At 69.0% G+C, this 19,764-nt stretch carries 12 protein-coding genes; 3 read left to right on the forward strand and 9 right to left on the reverse strand.

The window, feature by feature from the left end; all coding sequences use genetic code 11:
* Positions 1–11 precede the first annotated feature (11 nt).
* The 9 genes from AC5P09_RS30440 to AC5P09_RS30480 all read right to left on the reverse strand — a co-directional run bounded on the left by AC5P09_RS30440 (position 12) and on the right by AC5P09_RS30480 (position 15,444).
* Positions 12–2,393: a glycosyl hydrolase family 95 catalytic domain-containing protein gene (locus AC5P09_RS30440; RefSeq protein ID WP_493876955.1), complete on the reverse strand. Its 2,382-nt coding sequence runs from the start codon at positions 2,391–2,393 to the stop codon at positions 12–14.
* A gap of 75 nt (positions 2,394–2,468) precedes the next feature.
* On the reverse strand, positions 2,469–4,247 hold the full coding sequence (locus AC5P09_RS30445; RefSeq protein WP_493876956.1) for a putative Ig domain-containing protein: 1,779 nt from the start codon (positions 4,245–4,247) through the stop codon (positions 2,469–2,471).
* Positions 4,248–4,300: 53 nt separating this feature from the next.
* Positions 4,301–6,277, reverse strand: coding sequence for a glycoside hydrolase family 31 protein (locus AC5P09_RS30450; RefSeq protein ID WP_493876957.1), 1,977 nt, complete (start codon positions 6,275–6,277; stop codon positions 4,301–4,303).
* Positions 6,278–6,378: 101 nt separating this feature from the next.
* Positions 6,379–8,052: a type 2 periplasmic-binding domain-containing protein gene (locus tag AC5P09_RS30455; protein ID WP_493876958.1), complete on the reverse strand. Its 1,674-nt coding sequence runs from the start codon at positions 8,050–8,052 to the stop codon at positions 6,379–6,381.
* 55 nt (positions 8,053–8,107) lie between these two features.
* Positions 8,108–9,112, reverse strand: a complete 1,005-nt coding sequence (locus tag AC5P09_RS30460) for a carbohydrate ABC transporter permease (RefSeq protein ID WP_493876959.1) — start codon at positions 9,110–9,112, stop codon at positions 8,108–8,110.
* Complete coding sequence (locus AC5P09_RS30465) at positions 9,109–10,020, reverse strand: ABC transporter permease (protein WP_493876991.1); 912 nt, start codon at positions 10,018–10,020, stop codon at positions 9,109–9,111. Before AC5P09_RS30465 ends, AC5P09_RS30460 begins: the two co-directional genes overlap by 4 nt.
* Positions 10,021–10,289: 269 nt before the next feature.
* The gene (locus tag AC5P09_RS30470; RefSeq protein ID WP_493876960.1) at positions 10,290–12,830 is read right to left on the reverse strand and encodes a glycoside hydrolase family 2 protein; all 2,541 of its coding nucleotides are present in this window, start codon (positions 12,828–12,830) and stop codon (positions 10,290–10,292) included.
* Between the two features lie 249 nt (positions 12,831–13,079).
* Complete coding sequence (locus tag AC5P09_RS30475; protein WP_493876961.1) at positions 13,080–14,066, reverse strand: LacI family DNA-binding transcriptional regulator; 987 nt, start codon at positions 14,064–14,066, stop codon at positions 13,080–13,082.
* Between the two features lie 280 nt (positions 14,067–14,346).
* The gene (locus tag AC5P09_RS30480) at positions 14,347–15,444 is read right to left on the reverse strand and encodes an integrase core domain-containing protein (protein WP_493876962.1); all 1,098 of its coding nucleotides are present in this window, start codon (positions 15,442–15,444) and stop codon (positions 14,347–14,349) included.
* Between the two features lie 86 nt (positions 15,445–15,530).
* Here AC5P09_RS30480 and AC5P09_RS30485 point away from each other — a divergent pair, with 86 nt between their 5' ends.
* From AC5P09_RS30485 to AC5P09_RS30495, 3 genes are all read left to right on the forward strand, one after another.
* Positions 15,531–18,011 (forward strand): hypothetical protein, encoded by a 2,481-nt coding sequence (locus tag AC5P09_RS30485; RefSeq protein WP_493876963.1) that lies wholly within the window; start codon positions 15,531–15,533, stop codon positions 18,009–18,011.
* Positions 18,012–18,070: 59 nt separating this feature from the next.
* A complete protein-coding gene (locus AC5P09_RS30490; protein WP_493876964.1) occupies positions 18,071–18,838 on the forward strand; it encodes a hypothetical protein in 768 nt (255 codons plus the stop codon).
* 63 nt (positions 18,839–18,901) lie between these two features.
* Complete coding sequence (locus AC5P09_RS30495) at positions 18,902–19,738, forward strand: hypothetical protein (protein ID WP_493876965.1); 837 nt, start codon at positions 18,902–18,904, stop codon at positions 19,736–19,738.
* Positions 19,739–19,764: the final 26 nt, after the last annotated feature.

Below are 19,764 nucleotides of genomic sequence, written 5' to 3' on the forward strand. Positions count from 1 at the left end.
GCTCACGAGCCTCACGCAGGGAGGGTGACCGTGATGCGTGTCCGATGTCCGGCGGCGAGGGTGACACTCCTGGCGTGCGGGCCCAGCGCTGAAGGACCGATGCGCGCCGCGGTGGTGATGGAGGTCATGCCGCGGCGGCTGATCAGCGTGACGTCCTGGGTCGTGTCCGAGGTGACGGTCACGGTCGTGCTACCGCCGGACAGGTCCCAGTCCAGGCTGTGCACGCGGATTCCGCCCCGGCCCCTGAGGCCGCTGATCGTGCCCTTGTCCCACTGCTCGGGCAGCGCGGGAAGGACCTCCAGAACGCCGGGCTTGGTGTAGAGCAGCGCTTCGGCCAGCACAGCGGGGAGTGCGTTCGCGGCGTCCGCGTTGTAGATCTCCAGACCGGGGTTGTGGGAGGTCATCAGCGACCGGAAGAGCATGTCATTGCCGAGGATCTTCCTGAGATTGTCGTAGACCTTGGCGCCGTCCTTGAGTCGGGCGGCCGCCAGGGCGCGGTGCAGGCTGCCGTGGGCGGAGAGGTTCTCGTCTCCGCGCAGCTCAAGAGCCCTGAGCGCCGGGGGCACGATGTCCGGCCGTTCCTCCGGGTTGATCTCGTGCAGGGGCCAGGCGGCGTACAGGTGGTGGACGTGCCGGTGGTCGTAGTGGTCGGTCAGGCCGGGCCAGGACCATTCGGCGAGCGCGCCGTCCTCGCCCACGCGGTAGTCGGGGATCTTGTCGAGCAGTGCCGACCAGCGTTCGACTCCCTGGCCGGCGCCTTGTTCGACGCCGAGGGTGTTGGCGGCGTCGATGGCGGCTTTCAGGGCGTGCTTGCCCGCGGCGATGTCACCGGTGGCGTTGACCGAGAAGTGCACGCCGGTGTTGCCCGGGGTGTTCTCCATGGAGAAGGACGGTACGAACACCGCCTTGCCGTCGGGATCCGTACGGGTAAGGAAGTCCTCGTAGAACAGGGCCAGTTCCATCAGGACGGGACCGAGTTTGTCGTGCAGGAAGGTCTGGTCGCCGGTGACCTCGTAGTACTCCAGCAGCGGGTGGAGCAGCCAGTCGGCGCCGCCGGTCCAGGTGTGGCCGGGGAAGTCAGCACCGTTGAAGTGGAGCATGTGGCCGTACTCCCCGTCGGTGCGGGAGGGGGCGAGGAAGCCGCGGGCCCCGTAGAGGTTCTCGGCGTTGGTGCGCCACTGGTCGAGCCGGCCGAGAACCAGGTCGAAGTACCCCTGCATGGCCTCCGTCAGGTCGAGGATGTTGCCGCCGGCCACCTGGAGGTTGACGTTGGCGTCGGTGGTGAAGTCACCGGCCCAGGCGGCGGTCCACGCTCCGGTCCAGATGCCGGTCAGGCGGGGCGGCAGGACACCGCTGGAGCTGAGGAAGAGGTAGCGCCCGGAGTCGTAGAGCCGCTCCAGCAGGGCGCGGTCGATGACGCTCCGGTCGGCGTTCTGACGCGCGACGAGGTCGGTGGTCGACAGCCGGCGGTCGGCCTCGGGGACGTTCAGGTCGAGACGGGAACGGTCGTACAGTGCGGAGTGGATCTCGGTGTGCCGACTGAGCAGTTCCTCGTAGTCGGCTCCCAGGACGGCCAGTTGGGACTGGAGGGGCCGGGCGTCCCAGGCCGCCGGGTCCTCGTAGCGGTCCAGTCGGGTGAGCAGGGTCAGCCTGGCGGCCCCTGTGACCACGATGGTCGAGCCGCTGACGGCGACCGTGCCGCCGGTGGGCACGACACGGGTGACGCCCTCGTAGCCGTACGCGCCCAGGCCGTCCGGGTAGGTACCGCGCAGGTTCAGCCACCCGGAGCCGCCCCCGGCCGTGGCCAGGGTGGTGAAGCGCACCTGGGTGTGCAGGTCGTCGCGTGCCCCGTGGACGCTCGGCGCGTCGTCGAGTGCCGTGTGCACGCTCAGCGTGACGTCGACGGTACGGCCCGCGGCGGGCGCCAGTTCTTGGACGATGACCCGGTCGGCACGGGAGACGAAGGTCCGGCGCGAACAGGTGCCGTGGCCGTCCGTCCAGGTGGAGGTGACCTCACCCGTACGGAAATCGGTGATCCGGGTGTACCGGTCGGCGACGGTCGGGTCCGCGGTGGCGACCCGGAGCTCGTACGCGGGGTGGTACGTCTGTGTCCAGCGCAGCTCCCAGCCGGCGGCGAAGTCGCGGCTCGCTCCGGCGTAGTCCCCGGCCAACGCCTTGTCCCGGACGGCCTCCAGCCGCTCGGAGAGTACGGGCGGGGTGAGGTCGCGGGTGCCGTTCGGCAGGACGAGGCGATGGTGGTTGAAGATCACTTTCTCCAGCGCGGGGTCCCCGTACAGTACGGCCCCGTACTCGCCGTTGCCGGTGAGGAAGCCGTCGGTCCACGACGTTGCGGGTGCGGTGTCATGGATGCCCCGGTCGGGCATGTGGTGCATCGTTTTCTCTTCCCTCGTGCAGGGTGCTTCGGAAACTGTGGCCCGGTTCGGTGGCAGTCGAACCGGGCCGTTCTCCTATCGGGGTACGACCGTGAGCGTGAGGGTCTGCGTCGCCGTGCCGGCGGAGTTGGTGGCGGAGACGGTGACCGTGTAGGTCCCCGGCGTCTTGGGACGGCCGGAGATGAGACCGGTGGCCGTGTCGAAGCTGAGTCCGTCCGGCAGGCCGGCCGTGCCGAAGCTCGTCGGGATGCCGCTCACGGTGATCAGGTGGTTGAAGACGCTGCGGTGGGTCGCCTTGGCCGTGTCCGCGCTGGTGATCTCGGGCTTGGTGCTGGAGGCAGGGGTGGCCGCGTCGAGGAACCGCAGGTTGCTGACGTGCTCGTTGACGAACATCGGGACGAAGTCGGAGGTGAGGAACCAGCGCGGCTTCTGCATCGTGTCGGCGATGACCGTGCCGTTGATCTCAAGGTTCTGGAAAGTGACGTTCTTGATGCCGCGGTCCGCGTCGTAGCCCACCATGATCGCCGTGTTGGCGCCCATGCCGTTGTACGACAGATTGTTGATGTAGACACCGTCGATACCGCGCCCGGGCGAGGTGTTGTACGAGCGGTTGAACATCACCTTCATGTTGATGAGCTGGCCCCAGCGGAAGTCCTCGACCCGCACGTCCTGGATGCGGACGTTGCGGACCAGGTTGCTGTCACCGGGGTTGATGGAGATGCAGCCCTGGTAGCCCATCTGCGGTTCACGGTGGTCGAGGATGTCGATATTGCTGAGAACCAGGTTCTCCAGGACCTCCGGGTCCTGGGTGTTGCCGTGCGTGCCGATGTTGACGGGGTGTGCCACGTCGGCCCACAGGACGGAGTCGCGGACGACGACGTTGCGGGTGTCGCCGTAGAGGTCCCCGCGGTGGGTGTAGAGGGCGACGCTGTCGTCGGAGCTGCGCACGAAGACCCGGTCGATCAGCACGTCCTCGGAGCAGAACACGTCGATGCCGTCGCCCCAGGTCGCCGAGGTGTAGCCGTGCAGCCGGCTGATCGTGACCTGCCGGCTCTCGTCCACCCTGGCCGTGTGCCCCTGGGGGTTGAGCGAGGTGAGGCCGTCGATCAGGATGTTCTTGGACCTCAGGACGCCGAAGGCGCCCCAGGGCGCGTTCCACACCACCCCGCGGCCGACGGCGCGGGCATTGGTCACGCCGTTGAAGCTGACCCTGGCCTTGAGGACCGCGCCGCCCTCCAGGTACAGCGTCTTGCCGCTGGGCACTTCGAGGATGTTGCCGCTGACCGTGTGCAGGCCCGGCCCGTAGTGGATGACGTCGGGGTCGTCGGGGTCGGGGCGGTTGGTCTCGATGGGGTTGGCGTGCAGGTGCAGGTTGTCGAAGATCTCGCCGTCGAGCTCGATGGACACATCGCGCGGCTCGGTGAGGGTGAAGGTGAGAGTGTCGCCGTCGGCCGTGTGCTCGATGCCGTACGACAGCGGGCGTATCCGCGCCGAGCCGAAAGCGCCCTTGGACGAGGTGACGGCTACCTCGACGGTGCCGGAGAAGTCGAAGAAGGCCATCGAGGACCTCTTGACGGCGCCCGAGCCCGTCTTCTCGTTGATGATCTTCAAGGTGGCGAGGTAGACGCCGACCGGCTGCCACTCGCCCTGGGGGGTGCGGACCTTGACGGAGAAACTGGTGTTGACCGGTGCTCCGGCCGGGATGGGGTAGGTGACCACTCTGTCGGGGACCGGGTGGTCGTCGGCCGCTCTCGCGGTGCCCGACGCGCCCATGGTGGCGTACGCGGCGAGCGCGGTGGCGCCCGCGGCCTGCAGCAGGGTGCGGCGGGACAGCCCGGAGTCGGGTGCGGACATGGTGATGCTCCTTCACGGTGGAGAGGGACGGCTGGGGGGGGTGGTGATTGAGGTCAGCTGAGGAGGGGCGCGTCGGTCGCGCCGGCGCGTACTAAGACGGGGATGCGGTCCAGGGGCGCCTGAGCGTCGAGCGTCGTACCGCCCTCGAAGGTGCGCCCGGTGACCGGGTCAAGCCAGTGCGCCCCGTGCGGCAGATACACCTGGCGGGACCGCGCGCCCGCTTCGTACACGGGCGCCACCAGCACATCGGGGCCGAGCAGGAACTGGTCGTCCACGTCCCAGGCGCGCTCGTCGGCCGGGAAGTCGAAGAACAGCGGGCGCATCGGCGGGGTGCCGGTGCGGTGGGCGTCCTCGGACAGCCGCGTCAGGTACGGACGCAGGCGCTCGCGCAGCAGCAGATGGTCCCGCAGGATGTCGTACGCCTGCTCCCCGAACGACCACACCTCGTTCGGACCGCCGGTCATCGCGGCGGAGAAGGGCTGGTTGGGCGCCCGGTCCCCGTGCAGCCGCATCACGGGGCTGAAGGTGCCGTACTGGAACCACCGGATCAGCAGCTCCCGGTAGGCGGGGTCGTCCGGGTCGCCGCCGGCGAAGCCGCCGATGTCGGTGTTCCACCAGGGGATGCCGCTCATCGCGACGTTCAGCCCGGCCCTGATCTGACGCGCGAGGGAGTCGAAGGTGGCGGGGATGTCGCCGGACCACAGCAGGGCCCCGTAGCGCTGGCTGCCCGCCCACGCGGACCGGACCAGGGCCAGCGGCCGGTCCTCGCCTGCCGCACGCAGGCCCTCGGCGACGGCACGGACGTGCATCAGGGGGTAGAGGTTTCCCACCTCGGCGGCCGGCCCGGCAGCGTAGACGGCGCGGGCCGCGACCTCGCGCGGCAGGTCGGGTTCGCAGGCGTCCAGCCAGAAGCAACCCACGCCCATTGGACGGTAGTTGGCGTCCAGTCGCTGCCAGAGCTCGGCACGCGCTCCGGGGTGTGTGGCGTCGTAGTACGCCATCGGACGCATCGGCGCCTCCGCACTCCGGGACGGCCAGGGGAAGGTGAGCAGGCCGCCGTCCGCGTCCCGTACGAGGTGCCCGGCCGAGCGCAGCGCGTCGTAGGTGTCACTGCCGGGTTCGACGGTCGGCCACACCGAGACGGCGAGCTTCACCCCGAGGTCCGCCAGCTCCTTCACCATCGCGGCCGGGTCGGGCCACTCGTTGTCCTCGAAGCGCCAGTCGCCCATCCGCGGCCAGTGGAAGAAGTCGCACACGATGACGGACAGCGGCAGCCCGCGCTCCTTGTACTGCCGTGCCACCGCCAGGAGTTCGTCCTGGGTGCGGTAGCGCAGCTTCGACTGCCAGAAACCGGACGCCCACTCGGGGAGGCGGGGCGGGCGTCCGGTGGCCAGGGTGTAGGAGGCCAGGATCTCGGCCGGGGTGTCGCCCGCGGTGACCCAGTAGTCGATGCGGCCGCCCGCGTCCGCGGTCCACCGGGTCGTGTCGGCGCCCAGTTCCACGCGGCCCGTGGCGGGGTTGTTCCACAGCAGTCCGTAGCCCCGCGAGGAGTGCAGGAAGGGGATGGCGGCCACGGTGTTGCCCTGGACGAGGTCGATCACACAGCCCTTCTGGTCCAGGCGTCCGTGCAGATGCTGCCCGAGGCCGTGCAACCGCTCACCGTCGTACGCCTCGAAGTGCTGTTCCGTCCGGCCGCCCGCCGCATGGACACGGGGGCCGGCGTGGTGGGTGTACGGGTCTTTGTCGGCGAGGAGTTCACGGCCCGAGGCGGCCTGGAGGAACGTCAGCCGGCCGTTCGCGGCGGCCTCGACGGCGAGCCGGCCGTTGACCAGGTGCGCGGAGCCGTCGTCCGGTACGGACAGTTCGGCGTGCGGGGAGGGCGCGGGGCTCTCCAGCGCGCTGGGGGCGGCGGGGTCGATCGCCCCAGACGAGGCCCGGACACGGACGGCGTGGGGTCCCCAGGGCTCGATGCGGAGAATCTCTTCGGGAGTGTGCCGTTCCAGACCGCCCGCGCGGATGCTGTAGGGCAAGGGAGCTCCTCTGTTGGTCTTGAGAGCCGGCGCACGTTCGGGCAGCGAGCTCGGGGCGGGGGGTGCCGCCGGCCGCGGCAGGCGGCACCCCTCCAGCCTGGTCAGTGCGTCTTGTCGTAGGACTGCTGGTAGATCTGCAGGAAGCGCTTCAGCCCCAGCTTGTCGAGCTGGCTGACGTAGGAGTCCCAGTCGGAGTCGAGGGACTTCTTCCCGGTGATGAACTGCACCGCGCTCTGCTGCACGAAGCTGCCGATGTTGGTCTGCAGTTGGGCGAGTTCGTTCGCCTGCGAGGGATCGACCCACACCTCGCCCAGCGGGAACGTCTGCGGCGACTTGGGCGCGTGCCCCGCGTACAGCTCGGTGGCCTGGAACAGCCGGCGCTCATACCCGTCCTGCGACAGGGGGTTGGTGGCCACTGCCTGGGCGTTGCGGAACGACGCGGGGTTCCAGTACTGCGCCAGCGCGTCCCAGAGGTCATTGGGGACGTCGGTCCGGTAAAACCTCTTGTAACGGGGCTTCACCTTGTCGTCCAGCGCCACGTCCTTCTTGCCGGGCCTCACCCAGCCCTTGCCCTCCGGGCCGAACATGGCCTCCAGCGTGCCCTCTTCGTTGTAGAAGTAGTTCAGCATCTTGATGGCCTGGATCTGCTCGGTCTGCGAAGCCTTGGTGGTGAGGACGAAGGACGCCCCGGCCCCTGTCTGCGGAGGGGCGTAGGTGGTGCCGCTCTTGCCGTCCGGACCGGTCAGCGGAGGCGCGGCGACATACTTCTTGTCGCGGCCGTCCTTCTGGTCGAGTGTGACGAAGACGCCGGGATGCATGGTGGGTACGGCGCCCAGGATCATCCCGCCCGCGTTGTCTCCCTGCTTCCTCAGGGCGTCCGCGTTCTGGGTGAAGGCACTGCTGTCGATAAGCCCCTCGTCGTAGAGGGACTTGATGTACTTCAGGCCCTCGCGCCAGCCCTCCTTGTTCGCCTGGATGTCGGCCTTGCCGTTGTTCAGGACCAGGGTGGGATTGGTGTCGGGAGTGGTGATGTGCGGCGGCGCGTACGTGAACGCGTTCATCAGGTACGGAATGACCTGGTCACCGGTGTCCCCGCTCAGCGGGATCTCGTCGGCCCTGCCGTTGCCGTTGGGGTCCTTCGTCTTGAAGGCCCGCAGTACGTCGCGGAACTCTTCCGTGGTCCTGGGCGTCTTCAGACCCAGCTTCTTCAGCCAGGTGCCGTTGATCCACAGCTTGGACGGGTAGGAGCAGTGGAAGCAGTCATTCCACTGGGGCATCCCGTAGATCTTGCCGTCGGGAGCGGTGGCCATCCGCTGGTAGGCGGGCTCCTCGGCGAAGGCCTTCTTGATGTTCGGGGCGTACTGGTCGATCAGCTCGTTCACGGGCTGGATGACGCCCTGCTGGGAGAACTTGAGCAGGTCGGTCTGGCTGAACTGATCGACCCAGGGGATCAGCAGGTAGAGATCGGGGAGATCACCGCCGGCCAGCGATATCTGACGCTTCTCCTTGGCGGCGGCGGAGTCCCAGGTCGTCGTCTGCCACTTGATGGTGATGTTGAACTTCTGCTTGATCAGCTGGGTGAACTTGTTGGTGCTGAGGTTGGAGTCCGGGCCCTGCGGGGCGAAGACGGTGAGGGTCACCGGCGGGTTGCCGGCGACCTTGGGCAGCGGCTTGGAAGTGTCGGTGCCACCGGACGAGCCACCGGTGCAGGCGGCCAGGGTCGCGAGCAGCGTCCCTGCGACCGCCGTTCTGGCGGTCAGGTGTGAGCGAGGCATGGCTGTTCCTTCTGTTACGGCTCTTGGGGAGAAGGGGGGAATGGGAGGGAGCGGTTCAGCCCTTGATCGCGCCGATCATGATTCCCTTGGTGAAGTAGCGGGCGACGAAGGGGTAGATGAGCAGGACGGGCACGCTCGCGATGACGATCAGGGAGTACTTGAGCAGGTCGGCGAGCTGCTGACGCTCCAGCATCTGCGTGGCGTCCGTGGCGCCGGCGGTGTTGGTGTTGAGGATGAGGATGTTCCGCAGCACCAGCTGGATCGGATAGAGGTCGGCGTCCTTGAGGTAGAGCAGGGCGTCGAAGTAGGAGTTCCACTGGGTGATGGCGTACATCAAGGCCACCACCGCGATCATGGGTTTGGCCAGGGGAAGAGCGACCTTCCACAGGAAGCGCAGGTCCCCGCAGCCGTCGAGCTGGGCGGCCTCGTACAGCTCGTCGGGAATCATCGTCCGGAAGTAGGTGCTGGCGATGACGACCTGCCAGACGCCGATGGCCTGCGGGAGGACCATGGACCAGCGGGTGTCGATCAGGCCGAGTTCCTGGACCACCATGAAGGTGGGGATCAGGCCGCCGGAGAACAGCATGGTGAAGATCACGGCGCCCATCACCGGGCCCCGCCCGAACAGCTCCCTGCGGGACAGCGGGTAGGCGAGGGCGATGGTGAGGGTGACGCTGATCAGTGTGCCGACGACCGTGTAGAAGAGGGAGTTGACGAATCCGGTGATGATCTGCGGGTTGCTGAGGGCGACCTCGTAGCCGCGCAGGGAGAAGTCCACGGGCCAGAACAGCACCTGGCCGGAGGAGACCGCGATCGGGCTGCTGAGGGAGCTGGCGACGATGTTCAGCAGGGGCAGCAGCACGACGGCCAGGAGGGTGCACAGCAGCAGGTACGTGCAGAACAGGAATATCCGGTCGACCCGGGTCTCCTGGATCCGCTGGGTCTTTCGCCGTCGGCGAGGGAACGGCGGCCGTGCCCCGGGAGCCTCGTGGGCGGCCTGTGACAACAGGCGGTCGTGGCTCTCCGGTTCTGCGAGCGCCGTTGTCTGCGGCCGGCTCATGACCACACCCCGCTTCCGGTGAGCCGCTTGGCGGCGAAGTTCACAAGGACGAGCAGGACGAGGTTGACCGCGGAGTTGAGCAGCCCCACGGCCGTCGCCTGGCTGAAGTCGGCGTTGATCAGGCCGGTCTTGTAGACGTACGTCGCGATGATCTCCGAGGCGCCGAGATTCATCGGGTTCTGCAGCAGGAAGGCCTTCTCGAACCCGATCGCCATGATGTTGCCGACGGCCAGGACGAGGATGATCACCGCGGTGGGCATGATGCTCGGCAGGTCGACGTGCCAGATCTTCTGCAACCGCGAGGCGCCGTCGACGCGTGCCGCCTCGTACTGCGACGGGTCGACGCCGGAGAGGGCGGCCAGGTAGATCACAGCCGAGTAGCCCGCCGTCTGCCAGATGTCCGACCAGACGTAGATGTGCCGGAAGTAGGCCGGATCCGCGAGGAGGTCGACGTGCTCGACGCCGAAGAAGCCGTAGACGTGGCTGATCAGGCCGAGTTTGGGCGAGAGGATCATGATGATCATCGAGATGACCACGACCGTGGAGATGAAGTACGGCGCGTACGTCACCATCTGCACGGTGCGCTTGAAGAAGCCCTGGCGGATCTCGTTCAGCGCCAGCGCCAGAATGATGGGGACCGGAAAGCTCGCGATCACCGCGTAGAGCGACAGCCGGAAGGTGTTCTCCAGCAGCTGCCAGAAGACCGGGTTGTCGAAGATCTGCTGGAAGTTGCGCAGCCCCACCCAGTCGCTGCCCCAGACGCCCGTGACAACGTTGTAGTCCTTGAAGGCGATAACCGCGTTGGTCATGGGGACGTACTTGAAGACCGCGAGCTGCACGAGCGGCACCAGCATCAGCAGGTACAGCGTCCAGTGGCGGGTGAAGCTCCGTTTCGCTCTGTGACGCATGCTCACGCGCGGCACTGCGCTCGGTTTGCGGCGCACGGCCCGCGCGCGACCTGGTCTTGCCGTGCTCATCATTGACATCTCCACGCTCCCGGTGTCCCGCAACGGGATGGCAACAGCAGCCGCGCTCGTGAACCGGGCAGCGGCGCGCAGGAGCGGGGAGTTGGGGGTTCCGGACCGTCCCTGGCCCGCGTCACTATCCTGATTTTGACCGGTCAAATCAAGGGTTCGGACAGAATTCATTTGACCGGTCAAATGGAGGGGGCACAGCCCTACATCTGTCCCAGTACCGACAACTCGGTGACGCCGGGCGGCAGTTCGTGAGCGGGCCGCAGCCGCAGGCGCACCTGGAGCGCGACCACCGGGGCGACATCGACGAGCCGCACCCGCGCGGGGCCAGCCCCCTCCCCGTCGGTCCAGTCCGCGATCACTGTCCAGGTGATGCGGTCGCTCGTGGCCTCGACGACGAATCTGTGGCAACCCGCTGTGGAGAACGTCACCTGGACTTGGTGCACTTCGACCAGCCGCTCCAGGTCGACGGCCACCCAGGGCGCACGATCGCCCTCCACCGGGGCCCAGTACGTCAGGGCGGAACCGTCGTTGACATGCCGAGCCGGGTACTGCGGCCGGCTGCTGCTGGCCCTGGTCGGGTTGTCCCTGCCGAAGTGCGTCAGCACGGCGGGGGCGGGGTTCCTCGGTCCGTCGGTGGCAGCGAGCGGTGACGGCCGGTCGAGCGGTACCGGAGAAGGGCCGTCGAGCGGCGGCCCACCGAGAATGACCACCTCGAGCACCGCGTCCTGAAGTCCAGGAGACGCGGCCCGGATCCGGGTCGTACCCGAGTGATAGGAGCGGAAGAAGGCCGCGGCCATGCCGTCGCGGACCACGCACGCCTCACCTGCCTCGTTGCCTGCTTCTTGGGCGGCCCAGAAACGGATTCCGCGGCCCGTCGCGAACTCCCCGGGCCCGCTCTCGATCTTCAGCGTGACCGGGGCCGTGGACGACACCGGCTCTCCGCGAGCGTCGGCGAGGGTGACGACGATGTGCAGGTCGTCGGTCCCGTCCGCGCGTTCCAGCGTCGTACGGTCCGCGCCGAGCAGCAGCCTGGCCGGCTGCCCGGGGCCGGGCCAGGGCGGGGGTGGCACGTCGCGGTAGGCCTGGCGGTACCAGTACCAGGCGCGCTTCGGCAGCCGCGCGTAGTCGACCAGGCCCATCGACCCGAACCGGCGACCAGCGATGCTGCCATGGTCGAAGCCGCACCAGACCGCCTCTCCGCTCCGCCAGGGATGGCGCCAGGGGAACGGGTCCTCCTCGGTCGGCGCGGCGTCGTCGGCGAGGTGCCCCCAACCCGGCGCGAAGGAACCGGGCCGGTCCTCCATCACGGAGCCGTACTCGGAGACCATGTTCGGCACGCCCGGGTCCGGGAACAACCGGGCGCCGTCGCCGTTGTAGCCGGCTACATCGCCGATGCCGTCGAGGTCGCCGCGCTGGACGCCGCCGACCGCGGCCGGTCGGATCGGGTCCAACTCGTGGCTGAGAGCGACGAGTTCCCCGAGCAGGCGGCGGACCTGCGGCAACACCTCGGGGTCACAGAAGAACGCCTCGTTGCCCATGCTCCAGACCACCACCGAGGGGTTGTTCCGGTTGATCCGGATCATCTCGGCGAGCTGCCGCTTCACGCTGCCTTCGAACCCGGCTCGGCATCGTTCGTCGACGGGATAGGACCCGCCGCCCCACGGGGACGACCCCCCGGGGCCGGTCCCCCAGAAGACGCCTTCGGACCAGACGAGCAGGCCCAGCTCGTCGGCATGGGCGGTGAAGGCGGAGTGATGCGGGTAGTGGGACCCGCGGACGAGGTCGAACCCGGCTTCCTTGACCAGTTCCAGGTCTCTGCGGATGGACCGGCTGGTGACCGCGTCTCCCCAGCCCGCCTGGTCCTGGTGCACATTGACTCCCCGGAGGTAGCGGTGCTCTCCGTTGAGGAAGAAGCCCTGGTCGGCCGTCCACGCGAAGTGGCGGAACCCGAACGGTGTTTCGTATCGGTCGAGGACCTCGCCCTGCGGAGAGACGAGGGTGGAGACGGCTCGGTAGAGCACCGGCGCCTCCGGGCTCCACGTCCGCACGTCCCGGATGGCCTCGGTCGTCTGTGTCCTCGTGAGGACGCCGGGCGCGTATGCGGACTCCGGCGACTCGACGCAGGCGACGAGCAGGCCGTCCGGGTCGAGGATGCGGGTGATCAGCTTCGCCCGTACGGGGCGCTGCCCGGCGTTCCTCACCTCCGTTTCCACGCACACCGTCGGCCGGCCCTGCTCCAGCCCTGGCGTGGTCAGCCGGGTTCCGTACCAGTCCACGTGCAGGGGGCTCATGGTCGTCAGCCACACGTCCCGGTACAGACCTCCAGAAAAGACGTGCTCGCCGGCCAGAGGCGCGATCTCGGGGTTCCAGGTGTTGTCGACACGGACCGCGATGACGTTGGCGCCCTGGCGGGCGTGCGGAGTGATGTCCACGGGGAACCCCGTGTAGCCACCCTCGTGCCGGCCCGCGAGGACCCCGTTGACGTAGATCTCGGCCACCTGGAAGGCACCTTCGAAGTCCAGCCGCACCACCCCGGACGACTGCCTTTCGTCAAGCACGAGGCGTCGGCGGTACCAGCCAGGGCCGACAGGGAAGTCGGGCTCCTGGAAGTAGGGAAGGCTGAAGGAGTGGGGCAGGCCGACTCGCTGCCATGCGCTGTCGTCGAAATCCCCGAGCGACGCGCCCGGGGAGTCGCCCAGGGCGAAGCGCCAGTCGCTGTTGATAGTGCTGCGGTGTCGCACGTCGGCGGCTCCAGGAAGTTTGTGGGGGCCGGCCGGACGCGGGAATTCGCGCGGATCAACCAACCCGACCTTTGACCGGTCAAATAGCGTTCGGTGAGGCTAATGAGCGGTGGCGGAACACGTCAACAGTCCGCAAGACACAGCGACCTGCGTCCCTCGCAGTGGGACGCAGGCGTCAGCTGTCGAACCGCTGTGGTTCTTGAGGTCGGGGCTGTGATCGCTCCCGGACGGTGGCGGGCGGGGGCGTGGTCACTTCCCCGACGGTGGTGCCGTGGTCTCCCGGACGACGAGTTCCGGGCTGAGCGAGGTCACGCCGGGACGCTGCCGACCGGTCTTGAGGGCGCGGACGAGGAATTCCGTCGTCTTGCGGGCCATCCTCTGCTTCGCGAAGGCCACCGTCGTCAGCGGCGGATGCGACTGCCGGGCCGCGGCGATGTCGTCGATACTGACGAGCGACAGGTCACCCGGGACCGTACGGCCGAGTTCGGCAGCCGCCTGCAGTACCCCGAGGGCGAGCAGGTCGTGCGTCGCCATCACGGCGGTCACTTCGGGATTCGCGGTCAGCACACTCACGGCGGCTTCGAACCCGCCGAGCTGTGACGAGACCGTGGTCGCCCGGACTCGTGAGGGCGCGATCGTGATGGATGCCTCCGCCAGCGCCCGCTGTGCGCCCTCCAGACGCACCCTGTGCGGGGGAAGGTCGCCGACCACGGCGATCTCCCGGTGTCCCAGGTCGCGCAGGTGCTGAGCGGCGAGATAGCCGGCCTGCCCGTGGTCGAAGGTCACCACGGTGGTGCCGACGGGGTTCTCGGTCTCGGAGGCACACAGCACGAAGGGGATGCCGCTCTCGGCCAGCAGATCGACGTGGTGGCCCACGTTGCCGTCGTCGGCGAGGATGAGCCCGTCGATGTAACGCCGCTTGAATATCTCCAGCTGCTTGCGGGCGCGCTCCGGATCGCCGTACGTGGTGCAGAGGGCGATGCTGTAACCGTCCGCCTCGAGGCAGCGCTCCAGGTCCTCCACCAGCTCGGCGTAGAACGGGTTGGCGATGGTGGGTACGACGAGGCCGACCATCATGGTCTGCCCGGTCGCGAGGCCGCGGGCCAGGAGGTTCGGGGTGAAACCGAGTTCGGCTATGGCGCGCTCGACTCGCTCCCGCGTGTGGGGGCTGACCACCGGACGCTTGTTGATCACGTTGGACACGGTCTGCTTGGTCACTCCCGCACGGAGTGCCACGTCCTTGATCGTGACCACAGACGCCCTCGTAATCATCTCGACGAATGCGTCCATGTTAGTCCGAGCCCGTTTATCGTTCACTCGTTCGAGTCGGGCAGGCGGTGCGGTGTCCTGCGGAGGAGAGATCCGCCGCCGCCCACGCCTCGTGGCGGACGCGGCCATCACCGGTCGCCGGCCGCCTCGGGGCCGTAGCGGCGAGGAGCCGCTGTTCGTGTGTCGGGTAGGTGCGGCGCATTGCTGCGCCGCACCCTGCTCTTGCCGGAAAACTCGTCCGCGCAGGTCACGCGGCATGTTCGTACTCGTGGAGGATTCCGCCGAGGCGGTCGCGTCGTCGTATGCCGAGGTGGGCGATGGCGTCCGGGTCGGTGATCGGTGTGGGGAGCGGTTGCAGCGGGCGGGTGTTGGTGATGCCCTGGTGGGGCCGGTGGGAGTTGTAGTGCTGTTCGAACTCCCGCAGGGCGTGGAGCAGGTGGCGCCGGTTCCAGATCAGTGTGCGGTCCAGGAGCTCCCGTCGGCAGGTCTGCGCCCAGCGTTCCATGATCGAGTTCATGCGTGGCATGCGGATGCCGCTGAGTACGACCTCGATCCAGGCGTCTTCCAGGACGGTATCGAACAGCTGGGGGAACTTGCCGTCTCTGTCCCGGATCAGGAACCTGGCCCGGCAGCCGGCGTCCTCAAGGTCCATGACGAGGTTCCGCGCGGCCTGGACGACCCAGGAGGCGGTCGGGTGCGCGGTGGCACCCAGGACCCGGATCCGGCGGGTGGCGTGCTCGATCACCGCGAACACGTACAGCCGCGCCCCGGTCAGGGTGACCGTCTCGAAGAAGTCGCAGGCCACAAGGGCGTCGGCCTGGGAGCGCAGGAAGTCGGCCCACGTGCTGGAACTCCGTTCGGGCGCAGGATCGATCCCGGCCTCCTTCAGGATCTGCCATACCGTGGAAGCGGCCACCTCGATCCCCAGCACGAGCAGTTCGCCGTGCACTCTGCGGTAGCCCCAACCGGGATTCTCCCGGGCCAGGCGCAGCACCAGGACGCGGATGGAGCGGACGGTGCGGGGCCGGCCCGGGCCCCTGGGCCGGGAACAGGCCGCGTGCCGGCGCGCGAGCAGCTCGCGGTGCCAGCGCAGCACCGTGTCCGGGCGCACCAGCAGCCGCACCTGACGCAGCACGCCGCGCGGGAGACGGTGCAGCAGCGCGGCCAGGAACGCCCGGTCGCCCGGGGCGAACCGTGCTCTCTCCTTGCCGAGTTGGCGTTCCAGCACCATGAGCTGATGGCGCAGGGCGAGGATCTCGATGTCCTTGCCGTGGTCGCTCATAGGCAGCAGGCGCAGCATCGCGAACGCGTTCGTCACGGCGAGATACGTCAGTCGCAGCAGCACGGTCGGTCATGTTCCCGCAGTTCCCGGCACGCCGCCACACCGCCTCCCACCAGGACGGATGAGGTTTTCGGCAGGGGCAAGGTGAAATGCCCACATCCCAGTGGGCGTTCACCTCACCGTCGGGCCCGGCAATGATCACCCTCTACAGCCACGCCGCGTCGGCCGCCCTGAACGACACTCAGACGGATGCCGAACAACTGCTCCCCGCCTCCCTGCGACCACCGGCTCAGGGCACCGGCCACAGCTACGACCAGAACACCGGCAAGCGCGAAGACTGGCTGAAGCGGGTCGACCCGCTGATCACCGCTGGCCTTCTCCACGTTCGGGCCGTCCTGGGCCAGGCCCAAGCCGGTGACGTGGAGGCGTTCTGCACGGCGGGTCTGCAGACGCGCACCGACCGCACCAAGTACCGCTGGTTCACCTACGACCGAGAGTTCCGCGCCTGGGCGACAATGGTGGCCTGCGCCGCCATCGAGACGGGTGCCCCTGCGGTCGTCATCGACCACTTGGCAGACGCGGCCCCAGGGCTGCTGCGCGGCGGGGCGCCCACCCTGTGGCTGGACCTGGCGGACGTGCTGGCCGAGCGCGGAGCCCATCCGAACACGGCAGCCGACCTGTGCCTCAAGGCCGCGCAAGCCGCCCGCGGCGACGGATACGACGCCGCGGACCGCCTGGAGCTTCTGGCCCGGAGCGCCGGCATCGCGGGCACCCTCCACGCGGACCTCGGCCGAAACCTGTTCGACCAGGCCGTCGACGCGGCCGCCGGCATCAACGACGAGTCGGCCCGGCTGCTCAGCGTCTACGCCGACCTGGCGCAGCGCGCCGACCTGTCCGCGCCGGACCGCGCTGTAACAGCCTCGCGCCTGGTCGCGGCCGTGGAAGCCGTCACCCCGCACGTCACCGACGCCAGTGTCATCCCGTACGAGCAGGTGCTGAAGGCCGCGGCCGGGCTCGACTGCCGCCTCGGTCTGGCCACGGCGAGCCGCTGGGACGACGAGGACCGCATCGCACTCGCGCAGGCCTTGCCGGCCGCACTCGAAGGGGCGGTCACCACGGGAGCGCTGCCTGGCGGGCAAGCACTCGCTCTCGACCACCTGATCGACGACGACGCGCGGCGCCTCGCCTTCCAGATCACCGTGGCGCGGCACCTCGCCTCCGCAGGGTCGGCGAGCAGCCGGGCGGCCGCGCGGACAACTCTGGTCCGCGCCGCCACGTGGCTGCGGCTCCGAGTCCCCGTTCGATCGCAACCCCGGCTCGCTTCGCAGCTGCTCGGCGCGGCACACTCCCTCGACCAGGAAGCGGCCGTCCAACCGGAACTCGAACCGGTCATCGCTCTGGCTCCGCAGGGCCGGGCCGGCGAATCAGAGGGGGTCTCGGTCACCTGGATCGGGGACACCGAGGATTCCCCCAGCGAGGAGGCGCCCGCGGCGCCGGTGTCCGCGGCCAGTTGGCGCACGCTCGCCCCGGACATCGAAGCCATGGGAACAGCTGCGCCGTACGGTCACGCGCTGGTGCAGCACCTCACCCGTGTCGTTGAAGCCGCGCCGATGACCGAGCGGTTGTCTGCCCTCGACGCAGCCGTGTCCCTGGCCTCCACCAACGCGCCGGCCGTGATCGAGGCCCTGGCCGGCCTCGTCGAGCAGTGGCGTCAATGGCCGGGCGTCGAAACGTGGGACAAGGCCACTGTGACCGCCCTCCTCGCAGAGCATCTGCCTGACCTGGTCTGGACGTACGATCCCCCACGCCTGGCACGGCAGTTGCGCAGCCTCGGCGACGACGCCACGATCCGCAGCGCGATCCTGCGCGCACTGCCGCGTGCGCAGACGCGCCTGACCGCCTTCGGCTGGCAGACCGTCGCCGTCGTGCTCGGTCGCCTGTGCGAGCCCGCTGCCGCAGCCGACGCCCTCACCGGCCTTCTCGCCCCCTACCCTGCCACCACCCCGGCACATCCCGAGCCGGACGAGAGTCCGCTGCCCGCGCTGCTGTGGAGCGCCTTCGGTCACCCCCGGCGGGAGATCCGGTGGCGGGCCGCGCACGCGGCAAGGGAACTGCTCAGCCATCAGGACCACGCCACGGCACGGCCGCTGGCGGCGGCGCTGGTTGCCTGCCTCGACCGCGCCGATGCCGCCCCGTACCGGGCACCGGCCCTTTACTTCTACCGGCTCTCGGCTGTCACGGGGCTGCTCACCGCCCTGCACCGGGTCGCCTGGGACAAGCCTGCGCTGCTGCGAGAGCATCTCGCCGTCTTCGTCCGGCACGCCACCAGCACCGACTTGCCGCACGCGCAGATCCGCGAACTCGCGCGACGTACCGCCCTCGCCCTGGCGGCTCCGGACGACCCTTCCCGTGACCAGCTCGAGGCCGCGAACCGCCCCGACCGCTGCAGCATCGACCGGACCTCAAGAACGAGCACGGCGGCGGCCTCAGCGATGCCGGCGACCGCTACCGCTTCGACTCGCTCGACACCGTCCCCTACTGGTTCCGGCCGCTCGCGAGGGTCTTCAGCCTCCCCGTCGACACGATCGCGCACAAGGCCGAGACCTGGATCCTGGACAAGTGGGGCCTGAGCGAGAAGGACTGGTGGACCGACACGCGTGAACTCCGCAGCGATCGGGTCTCGGCCCGCATGGGCCACCGCCACGGCTCCATCCCACCGGAGGAGAGTCTGCGGCTCTACCTGGAGTACCACTCCATGCTGGCCGCGGCCGGCGAACTCGTCGACGAGCACCATCCCCTGCTGATCGAGAAATGGACCGAGAACGAGAACCCCTGGGACGAGTGGCTGGCCCGGCACGTGCTGCCCGACGGACCATGGCTGGCCGACCTCAGCGAGCCCGCGCCCGCACAGCCCTACCTGTTCCTCGGTTCCGACCCGGACGACAGCGCCTGGGCCGCCCCCCAGCTCACGGACAGCAAGGAGATCTTCGGCCTGGCGCACGACGACCTGCCCCCGTCCGTGCTCGTCGCCGCCTCCATGAACACCACCTGGGCAGGCGGCTCCGAGAACGTCTACGTCACCTCGGCACTCGTACGCCCTGACCGGGCAGAAGACCTCCAACGAGCCCTGGCCGCAGCGACGGAACCCTGGGACTGGAAACTCCCCGACGAGGACGAAACCGAGCACGAGGTCGACCACGGGCTCTTCGAGCTGCGCGGCTGGCTGCGCGACCCGCGAACCTCGACGAGCACGACCCCTACGCGCGGGGACTGCGCGCCGAAGGCCCCTTGCCCGGACACGCCTTCCGGCGGCAGACCTACGCCCACCCGGACCAGGACGGCGTCCGGCTCCTCGCAGCCGACGAGGCCGTCCTCGCCCAGTGGACGCAGTGGTCGGACGGCGACCCTGACGACAGCCGCGCAGGCAGGACAACCAACGGATCACGCGTCCACGTGACCCGCGACGCGCTCCTGAAGTACCTCTCGACCACCGGATACAGCCTCATCGTGGAGGTCCAAATTGGACGACGCCGCAACAGAACAGCCGCCCGCCACGACGACCGCCGAAGCTGGCTCTACCTCATCCACGCAGACGGCCGGGCAACAGTCCGCTGATCCGCTCGGCGAGCTCGGCGAGCGGATCCTCGCGGAACTCGGCGAAGAACGCACCAACAACACGCTCATCCGCTGGCTCAGCCACCACACCGCCCGACTCATGCAGGCCGCCGACGACGCCGCCCGCGCCGGCGACGTCAGCGCTCCCGCACGGGCGGAGGAAGCCAGGACCGCCATCCTGCAACTGTGGCAGGCCCGCTCCGCCTGGCCCGAAGGCTGGCCACCGCCAAGGGCCGCCGCCCTGGCCGAGACCCTGGCCGGCATCCCCGAGCCGACGGCGGACACCTGGCCCGGCCAGTCACTCCCCGCACGCCTCAGCGCCGTACACCAGGTGATCCTCGCCGCGTTCACTGACAAGGCCGCAGCGAGCGCTCCCGACGGCAACGAGGAGGACTGGCTCAATGCCTCGGGGGAACACCTCACGGACGCCGAGACCCTGATTCTGCGCCGAGCCGCCGACGCACCGCAGCACAGCGAAGCCCTCGGCGAGCTGGCAACGCTCATTGAGCAGTTCAACGCCCCGAAGACCGGCGAACCGAGCGGTCCACCCGCGGACGAGGTCATGCAGCACCCCCTGGTACGGCTGGCCGACACCTACCGAAAGATCATCATCGACCGCGTCGCGCGAACAGCCCCTCCCGCACAAGCCGACCGAGCGGCCGACCAGTCGCACGGCACCGACGAAGGCACTGAACAGACGAGCGTCGGAGAGCCGACCGCCGACGACGGTGGCAATCCCTGAGCAGCGGCAGGCCCTGGGCGCCGAGT

This window comes from Streptomyces sp. a15 (genome assembly GCF_059026085.1).